The organism is Prauserella flavalba, assembly GCF_003202235.1.
Taxonomy (GTDB): Bacteria; Actinomycetota; Actinomycetes; order Mycobacteriales; family Pseudonocardiaceae; genus Prauserella_A; species Prauserella_A flavalba.
Map to the genome: position 1 here is coordinate 57278 of NZ_MASU01000015.1, position 14466 is coordinate 71743.

The 14466-nt window shown below is 66.9% G+C and carries 12 protein-coding genes; 7 read left to right on the top strand and 5 right to left on the bottom strand.

Annotated elements, in window-relative coordinates:
- Nucleotides 1-4 precede the first annotated feature (4 nt).
- Together BA062_RS32450 and BA062_RS32455 are read right to left on the bottom strand one after the other, a co-directional pair.
- On the bottom strand, nucleotides 5-1576 hold the full coding sequence (locus BA062_RS32450) for a 4-hydroxyphenylacetate 3-hydroxylase family protein (RefSeq protein ID WP_110342953.1): 1572 nt from the start codon (nucleotides 1574-1576) through the stop codon (nucleotides 5-7).
- Nucleotides 1577-1613: 37 nt separating this feature from the next.
- Nucleotides 1614-2150 carry a flavin reductase family protein gene (locus BA062_RS32455; RefSeq protein ID WP_110342954.1) on the bottom strand — a complete coding sequence of 179 codons (537 nt, stop codon included), beginning with the start codon at nucleotides 2148-2150 and terminating at the stop codon, nucleotides 1614-1616.
- A gap of 104 nt (nucleotides 2151-2254) precedes the next feature.
- Here BA062_RS32455 and BA062_RS32460 point away from each other — a divergent pair, with 104 nt between their 5' ends.
- Nucleotides 2255-3031, top strand: a complete 777-nt coding sequence (locus tag BA062_RS32460) for an IclR family transcriptional regulator domain-containing protein (RefSeq protein WP_110342955.1) — start codon at nucleotides 2255-2257, stop codon at nucleotides 3029-3031.
- A 20-nt stretch (nucleotides 3032-3051) separates the two neighbouring features.
- Here the strand turns inward: BA062_RS32460 and BA062_RS32465 are convergent, their stop codons facing one another.
- A complete protein-coding gene (locus BA062_RS32465; protein ID WP_110342956.1) occupies nucleotides 3052-3585 on the bottom strand; it encodes a MarR family transcriptional regulator in 534 nt (177 codons plus the stop codon).
- An 87-nt stretch (nucleotides 3586-3672) separates the two neighbouring features.
- Between BA062_RS32465 and ctaD the strand changes: the two genes are divergently transcribed.
- Together ctaD and BA062_RS32475 are read left to right on the top strand one after the other, a co-directional pair.
- Nucleotides 3673-5448 carry an aa3-type cytochrome oxidase subunit I gene (ctaD, locus tag BA062_RS32470; RefSeq protein ID WP_425452983.1) on the top strand — a complete coding sequence of 592 codons (1776 nt, stop codon included), beginning with the start codon at nucleotides 3673-3675 and terminating at the stop codon, nucleotides 5446-5448.
- 48 nt (nucleotides 5449-5496) lie between these two features.
- Nucleotides 5497-6438, top strand: a complete 942-nt coding sequence (locus BA062_RS32475; RefSeq protein ID WP_110342958.1) for an acyl-ACP desaturase — start codon at nucleotides 5497-5499, stop codon at nucleotides 6436-6438.
- Between the two features lie 777 nt (nucleotides 6439-7215).
- Here the strand turns inward: BA062_RS32475 and BA062_RS32485 are convergent.
- Both BA062_RS32485 and BA062_RS32490 read right to left on the bottom strand, forming a co-directional pair.
- The gene (locus BA062_RS32485; protein ID WP_110342959.1) at nucleotides 7216-8781 is read right to left on the bottom strand and encodes an amidohydrolase; all 1566 of its coding nucleotides are present in this window, start codon (nucleotides 8779-8781) and stop codon (nucleotides 7216-7218) included.
- A 33-nt stretch (nucleotides 8782-8814) separates the two neighbouring features.
- Nucleotides 8815-10074 carry an MFS transporter gene (locus BA062_RS32490; RefSeq protein ID WP_210407060.1) on the bottom strand — a complete coding sequence of 420 codons (1260 nt, stop codon included), beginning with the start codon at nucleotides 10072-10074 and terminating at the stop codon, nucleotides 8815-8817.
- 442 nt (nucleotides 10075-10516) lie between these two features.
- On the opposite strand from BA062_RS32490, the gene BA062_RS32495 reads away from it, so the two are divergent.
- From BA062_RS32495 to BA062_RS32510, 4 genes are all read left to right on the top strand, one after another.
- On the top strand, nucleotides 10517-11473 hold the full coding sequence (locus BA062_RS32495; RefSeq protein WP_168214157.1) for an alpha/beta hydrolase: 957 nt from the start codon (nucleotides 10517-10519) through the stop codon (nucleotides 11471-11473).
- 116 nt (nucleotides 11474-11589) lie between these two features.
- Entirely contained in the window at nucleotides 11590-12336 is a 747-nt protein-coding gene (locus BA062_RS32500) for a FadR/GntR family transcriptional regulator (protein WP_146240114.1), read from the top strand.
- On the top strand, nucleotides 12333-13070 hold the full coding sequence (locus BA062_RS32505) for a cache domain-containing protein (protein WP_110342963.1): 738 nt from the start codon (nucleotides 12333-12335) through the stop codon (nucleotides 13068-13070). The genes BA062_RS32500 and BA062_RS32505 overlap by 4 nt, the downstream gene beginning before the upstream one ends.
- Before the next feature lie 220 nt (nucleotides 13071-13290).
- Entirely contained in the window at nucleotides 13291-14466 is a 1176-nt protein-coding gene (locus BA062_RS32510; protein ID WP_110342964.1) for an NAD(P)/FAD-dependent oxidoreductase, read from the top strand.

A 14466-nucleotide genomic window follows, 5' to 3' on the forward strand; every position in this document is an offset into this window, starting at 1 on the left:
GCCGTCAGCGTTGGCGGAGCAGCGAAACGTCGTCGTTGTTGATCAGGTCAGGCGCCGTCCAGCCGTCGAGGTCGTACTCCGCCATGCACTGTTCGGCGAAGCCACGCATGGCGTCGGCCTGGCCGGAGTTCTCCATCGCGATGACCTGCTCGAAGCGCACGCCCTCGTGGTTGCCCGCGTAGTTGCGCTCGTAGAGTTCGTGGCGCCCGCCGAACTCGGTGCCGACGGAGTCCCAGATCAGCTTCATCAGCTTGACCCGCTCGACCGAGTCGTAACCGTTCGAGCCGCGGACGTACTTGTCGAGGTACGGGCGCACCTCGGGCGACTTGAAGTCCTCCACGTGCGAGGGCAGGTAGATCAATGCGCTGCCCAGGTCCTGCATGATGATCTCGCGAATCCGCGGATAGCCGACCGTCATGAACCACCGGTACGCCATCCCGTAGTTCAGGTTCGGCAGCAACGCGCCGTCCTTCCATTCGTTCGGGTTGGCCGCCATCGCGTCGGAGAGTGCCCAGAACATGTTGCGCCAGCTGATGACCTCCCCGATGCGGGTCTGGATGCCGCGGAAGTCCTTGGTGCCGGTCGCTTCGACGCCCTTCAGCAGCAGGCCCGCGATGAAGTCGAGCTTGACCGCGAGCCGGGTCACGCCCTGGAAGGTGAATCGTTCGAGGAAGCCGGAGCCGGGAACGAAACTGCTCACCTTGTCGGCGTCGCCGTAGATGAAGACGTTCTCCCACGGGATCTTGACCTTGTCGAGGATGAAGATCGTGTCGTTCTCGTCGAGCCTGCTCGACAGCGGGTAGTCGAAGGGGCTGCCCATCCGGCTGGCGTTGGTCGTGTAGGAGTTGCGGCAGATCAGCTTCATGCCGGGCGCGTTCATGGGAACGGTGCACACCAGGGCGAACTCCCGGTCCTTGAACGGAAGTCCATAGTGGGCGATGAAGTTGTAGTGCGTCAGTGCCGAGCCGGTCGCCACGACCTTCGCGCCGGAGACGATCAGCCCGTCGTCACGCTCGTCCTCGACGTGGACGAACACGTCCTTGACCTGGTCCGGGCTCTTGCCGCGGTCCACGGGCGGGTGGACGATCGCGTGATTCCAGTACAGGACCTTCTCCTGCGATTCGGCGTACCAGCGGCGGGCGTTGTCGGAGAAGGGCTCGTAGAAGTCGGCGTTGGCGCCCAGCGTGCCGAGGAACGCGGCCTTGTAGTCGGGGCTGCGGCCCATCCACCCATAGGTGATCCGGGCCCACTCGACGATCGCGTTGCGGTCGGCCAACAGGTCGTCGGCCGACCGCGCCGTACGGAAGAACGGGAAGGTGAAGCCGCTGCTGCCCGTGTCGGTGGGTGCGGTGAGCACTCCCTGCTTGTCCGGATCGTGCAGGGCGTCGTAGAGCCTGGCCGTCATGCGCACGGGGTTGCGGAACGCGGGATGGCTCGTGATGTCCTTGACCTTCTCGCCGTAGAGGAAGACCTCGCGTCCGTCCTGGAGCGAGTCGATGTACTCCTGCCCGGTGAACGGCCGCGTGATCCTGGTGGCGGCGGGATCCTGGCTCGGGGTCGTTTCCTGTGTGGTCATGCGGTTGCTCCTCAGAGGTGGGCGGTGTGGAAGGGCCTCAGACGGAGGCCGGGAAGCAGGACACGGTGGGACAGTCGCCGGATTCCAGCCACGGCACGGTTTCGTAGACGGGGCCGAGATGCCGGAAACCGCCGAGGTAGAACACCAGCGGGTCACCGCCGGCGACCTCGTACCCGGCGACGCGGCCGAGGTAGATCACATGGTCGCCACCGTCGTAGTGCCGCCACGGCGTGCACGAGATGGTGGCCAGCGCACCGGCCAGCCGCGGGGCGAGCCCGGGGTCGGGACGCACCCACTCGGGTTCGCCGTCCATCGGCCTGCCTGCGAAGTGAAGCGCGACGTCGCTCTGCGGTTTCGTCAGCACGTTGACCGTGAACGGTGTCCCGTCGAGAAAGCCGCAGATTCTCGACCCGCGGTCCACCGACACCATCACCAGCGGCGGATCCAGCGATATCGCGCTGAACGCGTTGACCGTCGCACCGTGCGGCGATCCGGCACCGTCGCAGGTGACCACCGTGACGCCGGTGGCGAAGTGACCGAGACATCGCCGGAGTTCTCGAGTATCAAGCGCCATTGCTCTCCTCCTGTACACTATGTGTACTCATTGAACGAATAGTGTACGTTTGTGGATAGTGGGGGCTGCCACACGACATGTCAAGATCGGCGGAAGATGTAGCGATGAGCGACGACGAGAAAACCGGGCAGAACCACATCCAGGGCCTCGAGCGAGGACTGGCGGTTCTGACCGCTTTCGACGCCGAACGTCCGAAGCCGACGGTCGCCGAGCTCGCCGCGGCGACCGGCCTGTCGCGCCCGGTGGTGCGCAGGGTCCTGCTGACCCTCCAACGGCTCGGCTACGTGTCGAACCTCGGTCCGCGGTGGACGCTGACCCCCCGGGTGCTCTCTATCGGCCAGCACTACACCGCCACGCACGCGCTCCCGGATCTCGCTCAACCCCACCTGATGCGGCTTGCCGACCAGACCGACGAGTCCGCGACCCTCGCGACACTCGACGGCACCGAGGTCGTCTACATCGCCCGCGTTCCGGTGCGCCGGGTGTTGAGCGTGACCGTCGCACCCGGCACGCGGGCGGCCGCGCACGCCACCTCACTGGGGCGCGTGCTGCTGGCCTGGGAGTCGCCCGAGCGGATCGAGAGCGTGCTGAGCGAGGCCGGCATGCCGCGGTTCACGCCCTACACCGTCACCGACCCGGCGGAGTTTCGCGAGATCCTGGCCGTCGTGCGCGAGCAGGGGTGGTCGATGGTGATGAACGAACGCGAGGAAGGGTTGCTGTCACTGTCCGCGCCCGTCCGTGACCATCACGGCACGGTCGTCGCCGCCGTCGCCTCCTCCACGTCGACCGGCCGGACCACCCCGGAAAGGCTGCGCGAAGAGGTGCTGCCCCTGCTGCTCGAGACCGCCAAGCGCATCAGTGCCGAACTCGGATCCGAGTGACCCGGAGAGCCGAACGCCGGTCAGGCTTCGGCTCCGGGTTCGAAGCGCTGGAGCAGCAACGCCAGCAGGTCGGCCAGCTGAGTCCGCTGCTGCCGGGTCAGCGGGGCGAGCAGGTCATCCTCGAAGGCGAAGTGCTCCGCGATGTCGTCGTCCAGGTCGGCGACCGCGTCGGCGGTGAGCGTGACGAAGACGCTGCGCTGGTCGTCGGCAGAGGCTTCGCGCGTGATCCAGCCGTCACGCTCGAGGCGGTGCAGACGCCCGGTGAGCCCGGACGAGGAGATCAGCATCTCGTCGCGCAGCTGGGACGGGGTCATCGCGTAGGGCGGCCCGATCCGGCGCAGGGCCCGCAGCACCTCGAAGTCGCCGACGTTGGCCACCAGCCGCCCGCGCCGCCTGCGCAGCCGCCCGGTCTCCGCACCCTCCACGTGCTGGGCGATGCGCACGAGCCGGGCCAGCACCTCCGACGAGGTGACGTCGAGGTCGGGCCGCTGCTCGCCCCACAGCGCCACCGACCTGCCGACGACGTCGGCCCGGGACACACGCGGTCGTTCCATGACATGAATTAGTACAGGCTGTGTCGTCGCACACCGGAACGACCCTCCCTCTAGATAGTTCGCTCGCGAGCGAGATAATCTGTGCCGGTGACTGCCTCGACGTTGACGCCGGCCCGACCGTCGGCACGACCCCGGACCAAAGGAACCACGCTGGTGCGGCTGCTGCGCACGACGGACCACAAGCAGATCGGTATCATGTACCTGGTCACGTCGTTCGCCTTCTTCATGGTGGGCGGCGCGATGGCGATGCTGATCCGCACCGAGCTCGCCAGGCCGGGGCAGCAGTTCCTGTCGCAGGAGCAGTACAACCAGCTGTTCACCATGCACGGCACGGTGATGCTGCTGCTGTACGCGACCCCGATCCTCTTCGGCTTCGCCAACTTCGTGCTGCCGCTGCAGATCGGCTCGCCCGACGTGGCGTTCCCGAGGCTCAACGCACTGTCCTACTGGCTGTTCCTGTTCGGCGGGATCATCGTGATCTCCGGCTTCCTCACGCCGGGTGGGGCGGCCGACTTCGGCTGGTTCGCCTACACGCCGCTCTCCGACGCGATCCACTCACCGGGAGCGGGGGCCGACCTCTGGATCTCTGGTTTGGTCGTCTCCGGCCTGGGCACGATCCTCGGTGCCGTCAACATGATCACCACTGTGGTCTGTCTGCGTGCGCCCGGCATGACGATGTACCGGATGCCGATCTTCACCTGGAACATCCTGGTCACGAGCATCCTGATCCTGGTCGCGTTTCCGATCCTGACCGCGGCGCTGCTCGGGTTGGCGGCGGACCGGCATCTCGGCGCCCACGTGTTCGACCCCGCCAACGGCGGCGTGATCCTCTGGCAGCACCTGTTCTGGTTCTTCGGCCATCCCGAGGTCTACATCGTGATGCTGCCGTTCGTGGGGATCGTCAGCGAGGTCGTGCCGGTGTTCAGCCGCAAGCCGATCTTCGGCTACAAGGGGATGGTCTGGGCGACCCTCGCGATCGCGGCGCTGTCCGTGGCGGTGTGGGCGCACCACATGTACGCCACCGGCGCGGTGCTGCTGCCCTTCTTCGCCTTCATGACGTTCCTCATCGCGGTCCCGACCGGTGTGAAGTTCTTCAACTGGATCGGCACGATGTGGAAGGGGCAGCTGTCCTTCGAGACGCCGATGCTCTTCTCGCTGGGATTCATGGTCACGTTCCTCTTCGGTGGTCTGACCGGCATCCTGCTCGCCGCGCCCGCCATCGACTTCCACGTGTCGGACAGCTACTTCGTGGTCGCGCACTTCCACTACGTGCTCTACGGCACGATCGTGTTCGCCACGTTCGCCGGCATCTACTTCTGGTTCCCGAAGATCACCGGCCGGATGATGGACGAGCCGCTCGGCAAGCTCCACTTCTGGACCACGTTCATCGGCTTCCACGCGACGTTCCTCGTCCAGCACTGGCTGGGTGCCGAGGGCATGCCGCGCCGCTACGCCGACTACCTGGTGACCGACGGCTTCACCACGCTCAACACGATCTCCACGATCGGCGCCTACATCCTCGGTGCCTCGACGCTGCCGTTCATCTGGAACGTCTTCAAGAGCTACCGCTACGGCGAGGTCGTCACCGTGGACGACCCGTGGGGCTACGGCAACTCGCTCGAGTGGGCGACCAGCTGCCCGCCGCCGAGGCACAACTTCACCGAGCTGCCCCGGATCCGGTCCGAGCGCCCGGCGTTCGAGCTGCACTACCCGCACATGATCGAGCGGATGCACATCGAGGGCCACATCACCTTCACGGGTAAGGCGCTGCCGCACCCGGAGGCGAAGGACGCGCCGTCGGAGGTCCTCACCGAGGCCGCTGTCCCGGGACGGCACGACAAGGACAACGCGAGCGAACAGTGAGAGCTGTGAACACCCGCCGCAATACCCGGTCGACATGAAAGGACACCCATGACCGCTCCCGACAGCACCAGGTTGTTGCACGAACTCGAGTGGACGGTCGAGAAGAACCTCAACCGTCACCTCGCGGTGGCCCGGGAATGGCTGCCTCACGAGTACATACCCTGGAGTGAAGGGCGGGACTTCGCGGAACTGGGAGGCCAGGCGTGGGACCCGGAGCAATCCAGGGTGCCACCGGTCGCGCGGTCGGCGCTGGAGATCAACCTGCTGACCGAGGACAACCTGCCTAGCTACCACCGCGAAATCGAGCATGTGTTCGGCCGCGACGGTGCCTGGGGAACCTGGGTGCACCGATGGACGGCTGAGGAGAGCCGCCACAGCATCGGCATCCGCGACTACCTGCTGGTGACCCGGGCCGTCGATCCGGTCGAGCTCGAGCGCATGCGCATGGCGACCCTGCAGACCGGCTACGACACCGGGGACAAGCCACTACTGCACGTGTGCGCGTACGTGTCGTTCCAAGAACTCGCCACCCGGCTCTCGCACCGCAACACCGGCAGGTACACCCAGGATCCGCTGGCCGAGAAGCTGCTGGCCAGGGTATCCACGGACGAGAACCTGCACATGGTGTTCTACCGCAACCTGGTGCAGGCCGCGCTGGAGATCTCGCCGGACGCGATGATGCGCGCGATCACCGACGAGGTACTCGGCTTCGCGATGCCGGGCGCGGTGATCCCGGGCTTCGTGCGCAAGGCCGCGCTGATCGCCAAGGCCGGCATCTACGACCTGCGAATCCATCACGATGACGTGGTCATGCCGCTGCTGCGCCACTGGAAGGTCTTCGAACTGGAGGGCCTCGGCGAAGTCGGCGAAACCGCGCGCGACGAACTCGCCACATTCCTCAACAAACTCGACACACAGGCTTCCCGCTTCGAAGAACGCCGCGCCGCAGCCCTCGCTCGCGACTCCGCTCGCGACCGCCCGCTCCTCTGACGATCAGCCAGCGGCATTCCGCCGCGGCGGCGCCCGTGCTGGCAATCGCATGCGTCAGCTCACCGCCAACCGGCCGACTGCGGCCTTCGACGCCGACGCTGGTTTCACGTTGTGACTCGCACCAAGCGGCTGTCGGCGACGGCCCAGCTTGGCGTAGTGCCCACGCGGACATAGACCGGCAACAGCCAGGCGGCTGAATCCCACATCGGTCAGTCACCATCGTCGCCGCTCAGCGCATTGGTCAATACTCGGCCAGTTGGTTTCATGCACGTACTCGGACCTGTCGCTGCCCGGACCGGTCTATGACAAGTGTCGACGGTCGCTGGTGCGGTTCTGCTGCATGGGCGCGGCGATCGTGCCTGCCGTCGTGCGCCAGGCCAACGAACGACTGCCGCACATGGTCGTCCTAGGAAGTGGGGCCAGACTGAGGAGGGGCTCGTCACCTTCGGTATCCGCAGGGACCCGCCGGCGAAGATCGTCGAGACGGACGGCTACCCGTGGCCCGGCATGGAGGTGCGGATCGTTGACCCGCCGGTCACGGGGCGCCGGTGGCCGGTGTGTTCAGCGGTGAACACACATGGCGTGAATACAGTAAGGCAAGATCAACGCCTCTCATTTTGCCTCCCGGCAACGACGAACCCCCCGGTGATGATCACCGTTGGGGGTCTGACCTGGGAAAACAGGTGGTGCGCGATACTGGGATCGAACCATGACCGCTCTCGGGTCGAGGTAGATCAACAGCTGGTTCGACCAGGTGCATGCGGCTTGTTGCGCAGATCAGCGGCTGTTTCCTCCGATGATCGTCATGGCGGTCTTGATGGAGGCGAGCTCGTCGGCGGGCACCGTGTACGGATCGGTCTCGACGACGGCCAGGTCGGCCAGCTTGCCGGGTTCGATGGAGCCCTTGACGTGTTCCTCGAAGCCCGCGTAGGCGGAGTTGCCCGTATACACCCGGAGGGCGTCGGTCAGACCGATCGCCTGGCCTGCGTCCACCGTGATCCCGCTCTTGTTGGTACGGGCGACCATCGCTTCGATCCCCACCCAGGGGTTGACGAGTGTGGGCTGGCTACCGGTGCAGTCGGAACTGCCCGCCGGCCGGAGGCCGTGGTCGATGGCGTCGCGGAACACGTACTTCGGCAGGCCGTCAGTGGGCTGGTCGCCTTTCAGGAACGAGGCTTGGGGCACCGGGACGATGCCCGCGGCGCGTACCCGGTCGAGGTCGATCGAGGTGTACCCCGCGTTGAGCATGTGCTCGATCCGCGTTCGATGGTCGGTGATCCCGGTCGCCCGCGACGCTTCCTCGACGGCCTCGATCGCCAGCTGCTGCGCGTAGTCGCCCCACGCGTGGAGCCAGATCTGCACGCCGCCGGCCATGGCCACCGTGACCTCGCGGACCAGCTGCTCGTAGGTGCGCGGCAGCAGGGCGTAGCGGCTCTGGTCCCGCCCGCCGTGCATGGCGTCGTTGGTGGCCGCGGCCCGCTCGTGCCCGTCGACGAAGAGCTTCACCCCACCGAATCGAAGCCAGTCGTCACCGAAGCCGCTCAGCAGCCCGATGTCCGTGTAGTGGCTCAGCGGGGCGATTCCCTGGTGCACCGGAGGGAGGATGGGATGCAGTCGAACCCGCACCGGTAGCGCGCGGGCCGAGGCGAGTCGCTGCAGGCAGCGGACACCCTCGACGCTTGCGGGCATGTCGTAGATCGTCGTGACGCCGTGGGAGGTGAACATCTCCCTGGCCGTATCCGCGAGCGCGGCCTGGAGCTGCTGTGGGCTCGGCTCTGGCACCGCGAACAGGTCGAAGGCTTCCTCCACGAGCCCGGTGAATTCGCCGTCCGGGCCGATCTCCAGCCGGCAGCCCGGTTTCGGCCGCGGATTCGACGGCGACAGGCCGCTGCGCCCGAACGCCAGCGAGTTCGCCATCTGGACGTGCATGGTGCGACGGACGATCACCGGATGCTGTGGTGCGATCTTGTCGAGAACCGCCTTGGCAGGCAGCGGTTCCCGGAAGCCCGACGACACGACGATCCACTCGCCAGGGGGACGGGAGCGCACCGCCTGCTCGATCGCTTCGATCACCTCGGCGGGCGAGCTGAGGGTGGCGTCGATCCACAGTCTGCGGATGTGCGCGGTGACCTCGAGGTGGGTGTGGGCGTCGACGAAGCCGGGTAGGACGGTCCGGCCATCGAGGTCGATCACCTCGGTCTCCCGGCCGATCAGGTCGCGCACCGCGTCCAGGTCGCCGACACGCACAATGGTCTCGCCGTTGATCGCCACCGCGCTGTGAATGCTTCCGGAGCGGTTCAGCGTGTGTACCGTCCCGTTGTGCAGCACGAGGGTGGCAGTCACGGTGCGGCCTCCTTTGGTCCGATGTCGATCGGGTCAGGACATGGCGCCGGCCGGCCCCGCCTCACGGGCCTTCGCCGGGTCGGTGCGACTGAGCGGCGCCTTCCAGCAGGCGAGGAAGACGAGAAGGGCGACAGCGCCGACGTAGAACCCCGGTGCGAGCGAGCTTCCCGTGGTGTTGACGAGATACTGGGAGACGTACGGGGCGGAACCGCCGAACGCGGCGAAGCCGACGTTGTACCCGATGGCGCCGGCCGTGAATCGGACGTTCGTGGGGAACAGCTCGACGCAGTAACAGTAGGTGGCGCCACCGAAGACGCACACGCACAGCGCGAGCAGGCATTGGCCGGCGATGGCCGCCGCGAGGCTGCCGCTGGACACGAGCAGGAAGGCCGGCACACTGACGACGGCGATCGCCGCGGAGCCGACGATGAGGAGCTTCTTCCGTCCGATGTGGTCCCCGACGAGCCCGGCCAGCGGAAGCGCGACGGCGTAGACGCCCACGCCCAGCGCGTTCGAGATCAGGGCGACGTCTTGGTCGAGTCCCAGCACGGCTTCGATGTAGGGCACGAGATAGCCGATGAAGAGGTAGTACCCGAGCGCGGAGAGGCCGGAGAAGGCGACGATCCAGAGCACGGTCCGGTAGTGCTGCGAAATGGTCGTCCGCAGCGGTGACCGCGCCACGACGTCGTTCTTGCGCGCTTGCTCGAACGCCGGGCTCTCGTCGGTCTTCAGGCGCAGGTAGAGGGCGACCACGGACAGCGGAATCGCGATGAGGAAAGGGATACGCCAACCCCAGGACGTGTAGGCCTCGGCTGACATGGAGTTGCTGATGCCGAGCACGAGCAGGGCACTGAACATCGACGGCACGGCACCGACCGCGATGACCGTCGCCGCCCAGAGCCCGCGCCTGTTGGCCGGGGCGTGCTCGTAGGCGAACGAGATGGCACCCACGGCCTCGCCGCCGGCCGAGAATCCCTGCACCAGCCTGCACAGGACGAGCAGGAGTGGCGCGAGGGTGCCTATCTGCGCGTGGGTCGGCAGGCACCCGATGGCGGCCGTGGACACTCCGACGAGGCTGAGGACGATCGTCAGGACTCTCCTGCGGCCGATGCGGTCACCCATCCTGCCGAAGAACACGCCGCCGAGCGGTCTCATTACGAAAGCCACGCCGTAGACCGCGAAGGTCGCGAGCAACGCGGCGGCTGGATCGGATCCCGGGAAGAACAGCGTCGCGATCGTCGCCGAGGTGTAGCCGTAGATCGCGAAATCGTAGAACTCGATAAACGTTCCCACCGCGGCGCCTCGAAGTGCTCGCCGCCGTGAACGGCGGCGGGTGCCGTCGTCGGCATCCCCGACGACATAGCGTGTGGATTCTGCGGACTCACCGCTCATTCGGCGCGCACCTCTCAACGGACGTATGGGGTCGGTCGGTGACCTGAGAAAGCCGTCGTGGTGAATTCACGCCTCCGGCCGGGGACGCTGGCAGGAAGATGACGTCACCATCGTCGAATTCGCAATGTCGGCACCTGGGAAGCCGGTGCCGGTGACGATGAGAGCGAAACCTATAGCACTATCGGTTTAGCTGTCAAGGATCGTTGTCCGGTGTTCGGCTCATGGTAAAGGCCGTGGTCATGCGCCGTTGACACATGAACGACAGGACTGTATGTTTTCCGCCAAGTCGGCGGCGCAACGTGGTCGGCGCCTCCTCGGCCGGCGAACGAGTGCGGAGGTCTCCATGCTGAACGTCGACGTGAAAAGCTACCTCGACGAGTTCTATTCCTTGAACCTCACCCCGCCATACGAATGCGACCCGGTCGTGGCGCGGGAAAATTTCAGGCGCCGAATGACGAAATTCAAGGATGGTCATCGGATCGAGGTCGGCGGGACGGATGATATCCGGATTCCCACGAGTTCCGGGTCTGTGCGGGCACGGGTCTACCGGCCCTTGGGCGCGGCATCCGGCGACCCGGTGCCAACGCTCGTCTTCTTCCACGGGGGCGGTTGGGTGGTCGGGGACATCGACACTCACGACAACTACGCGCGTACGCTCTGCGCGTCGACTCGCAGTGTCGTCGTCAGCGTCGACTACCGGAAGGCGCCCGAAGCGCCCTTTCCCGCAGCCGCGGACGACGCCATCGACTCGGTGCGCTGGGCGACCGCGGAGGTCGGCGCGCTGGGAGGCGATCCGCGACGGGTGGCCGTGGCCGGGGTCAGCGCGGGTGGCAACCTGGCTGCCGTGGCGGCGCTCGATGCGCGACAGCAGGGGATCGACCTCGCGTTGCAGGTCTTGGTGTATCCCTGCATCGACCCCGTGTCGGCCTACGACTCGATGCAGGCCAACGCCGAGGGCTACCTGCTTTCCAAGCTGGAGATGGATTGGTACAACCACCATTACTCGGGCCACGATCCCGCACTCGCCCGGGACCCGCGGCGCTCGCCCATCTTCGCCGACGTCGCACGTGATCTCGCGCCGGCAATCGTGGTCACGGCGGAGTACGACCCCTTGTGCGATGAGGGCAATGCCTACGCCGCGAAGCTGGCCCGAGCCGGAATCGACACGGAGCTGCTGTGTTTTCCCGGCACCGTGCACGGCTTCTTCGGCTTCGGCCCCGATGTTCCGTCGGCGCAGCAAGCCATTCGCACGACCTGTTTCTCCATCGCGCACAAACTGTCCCGGAGCCATGAGGCATGAGCGGGTGCCGGGAAAGTGGGCACGGCGTGTGCTAGCTTCGTGGACTGGCACGTGGTCCTGTTCGAGGATCGCCCGGACGAGTGCGAGAAGCGGTGACTGGGGATCTCTTGTCGACGTTGACCAGGCAGGTGCTCTTCGCGCCCCTGGGAGCGCCGGGGCGCACGGAAGCCGTTCTGGACCGGCTTCGCACCGCCATCGCGCTGGGTGTACTGGCCGAAGGCGAGCAACTGCCTCCGGAGACCGAGCTGGCGGCACAGTTCAACGTTTCCCCCGTCACCCTCAGAGATGCGCTCGGAGTCCTGCGCTCGGAGGGGATCGTGGAGACGCGCCGGGGACGTGGTGGCGGAAGTTTCGTCCGCGTGCCCGACCGTTTGCACATCGAGCACGCAGAGGCGCAGCTCGCCCAGTTCTCTCCCGTGGATCTGCGGGACCTGGCGGACTGGCGATGCGCCGTGTCCGCGACGGCGGCCGAGCTGGCGGCCGAACGCGCGTCCGACCAGAACGTCGAGACGCTCGTGGCCACCGCCCGCCAGATGGAGGCGGCCGCGGACGAGGTCGGAGCCCGGCGTGCGGACGCCCGGTTCCACATCGAGCTGGCCGCCGCCGCGCAGTCAGCGCGGCTCAGCGGAGCCGCGATCAGCCTGCAGGTCACCTACGCTCCGCTGGTGACGCTCGTGTATCGCGATGTGGACACGCGCTCGGCGGTGGCCGGACTGTTCGGCCAGATAGCCGAAGCGGTGCAGGATGGGATCGGCGATGAGGCGCGACAGCTGACCCGGCAGGCGGTCACCGCGACGAGAGACTCCCTGTTGGAGCTTCGCCTCGGGATGTCCGGTAGTGCAGGCGAGGAGCCCTCACGATGAACGATTCGGCCGCCCTCGGCCCGGTGCACGCACAAGCGGAACGAGTGGCGCGCTCGGTGTCCGAGACGCTCGAAGGGATCTTCACTGAGCTCGTCGCGCTGAGCGACATCGCGACGGGCGCGCTCGGCTCCGGTGGGACTGAGCGCGCCGGTGACGCGCTGCGGCGCCCGCTTGAGCACTCGTGTCGCGCTCTGCTGGCGCAGGACCGCGGGTCCGCGCTGTCCGGAGCCGGGTTCGCCGCCGACTACGGTCGGGTGGCTCCCGCTCACCTGTGGATGGCCTGGTGGGTCCGTCGCGATGGCGTCGTCCGCGAGAAGCGGCACACGCTCAATCCCGAGTCCGACGCCTTCTACGACTACCGCCACGCCGCGTGGTTCGACATCCCGCGTACCGCCGGAGCCCGCGCCGTGGTGGGGCCCTACATCGATTCGTGGGGCACCGACGACTTCACCATCACCGCCTCGGCTCCCGTCGTCGTCGACGACGAGTTCATCGGGGTCGTCGCGGCGGATCTCGCCGTTCGGCAGATGGAGATCGCCATATCGCGGCAGCTGCGCGCTATCGACGCGCCCGCGGTGCTCGTGAACTCGGAGGACAGGGTCGTCGCTTCCGGAGTGCCCGAGCTGACGACCGGACTGCGCCTTTCTCCGCGCGCCGGTGGGGAAACGCGGCGTAGCGAGCTGGCCCGCCACGATGCCGCCTACGGGTGGTCAGTGGTTCTGTTGTCCCGCTGATCCTCGGGCGTGTCCACTAGGGACGATTACCGTTCCGAACAGGACTGTGGCGGAGCATTGACTCTGAAACGACAGTACTGTAGGTTTTAATCATCGAGGCGAGCGCAGGCGCGCCGGGTCATCGACTTCCACCCGTTCAGGCCTACGGGTTTTCTGCTGTTCACGGCGTTGTTCTCGCGCGCCGCAACGAAGAGGTGTTGAGACATGAGAGTAGCCGGCTATGTCTGAGCCGCGCGTGGTCGTCATCGGGGCGGGCATCGTTGGCTTGTCCACCGCTTTCGAGCTGCTTCGCCTGGGGGCGGAGCAGGTGACCGTCCTGGAGGCCAGGCACCCGGGTGAAGGTTCGTCGGGGCGATCCGTCGGCATGGTCGAGACCCAGTATCTCGACGCGGCCGACATCGAGGTGCGCGCGTTCGGGCACGCACGGTTCGGAGCGTTGAGCCGCGAGCACGGACTGAGCTTCGTCCGTGGCGGCTACCTGCGCATGGCGCACGACCAGGCCGATCTGGACCGGTTCGCCGAAAGTGTTGCCCGCCAGGCACAGTTCGAGATCCACGACGCCACGGTGCTGCTTCCTCGCGACATCGAGGCCCGCTGGCCGCAACTCGATGTGACCGACCGGGCCGGAGCGTTGTTCGGGCCGTCGGACGGCTACGTCGACGGGTACGAGTGCTGCACGCTTCTGGCCCGGCTCGTCCGGGAAGCCGGTGGTGACATCGTGCTCAACGCGGAGCTCACGGCCGTCGAATCGGCGCCACAGGGGCGTGTTCTCGTTACGGAGAAAGGCCGGTTCCCCGCCGATGTCGTCGTGAACGCGGCGGGCGGCTGGGCCGGCCGGGTCGGCGATCTGCTGGACGCGCCGATTCCTCTCGCGCCGCAGTTGCACGGAGCCGTCGCGATCGAGCTCGATGGGCCGATGACGCCGCTGCTGCCGTTCGTCATGGACTACGTTCCGGGATCCGGGACCGACGGCGTCTACTTCCGTTCCGAGCGGCCGGATCAGCTGATCGCCGGACTGCACACCGACGAGGCCATTCACCGTGCCGTGTCGCCGGACGTGGCGCTCGGCCCGGTCTCGCACGACTTCGTCGAGCGGGTCAGCGCTCTCATGGCGCAACGGATGACCGACTGCGATGGCTTCGCGGTGGGGCGCAGTTGGACCGGCATTTATCCGATGACACCCGACCACAGACCGATCGTGGGCACACATCCCGAGGCCGCCGACGTGGTGTGCGCCGCCGGGGCAGGCGGCTCGGGCATCCAGCTTTCGCCCGCTATGGCGCGCATGGCCGCCGAGGAGATCGTCAACGGCAAGGTCACCACGTTCTCCTCGGACACCGGCTGGGCGACCGCACGCGTATGTCCCAGCGCCGACCGATTCGAAAGGAGCCACTGA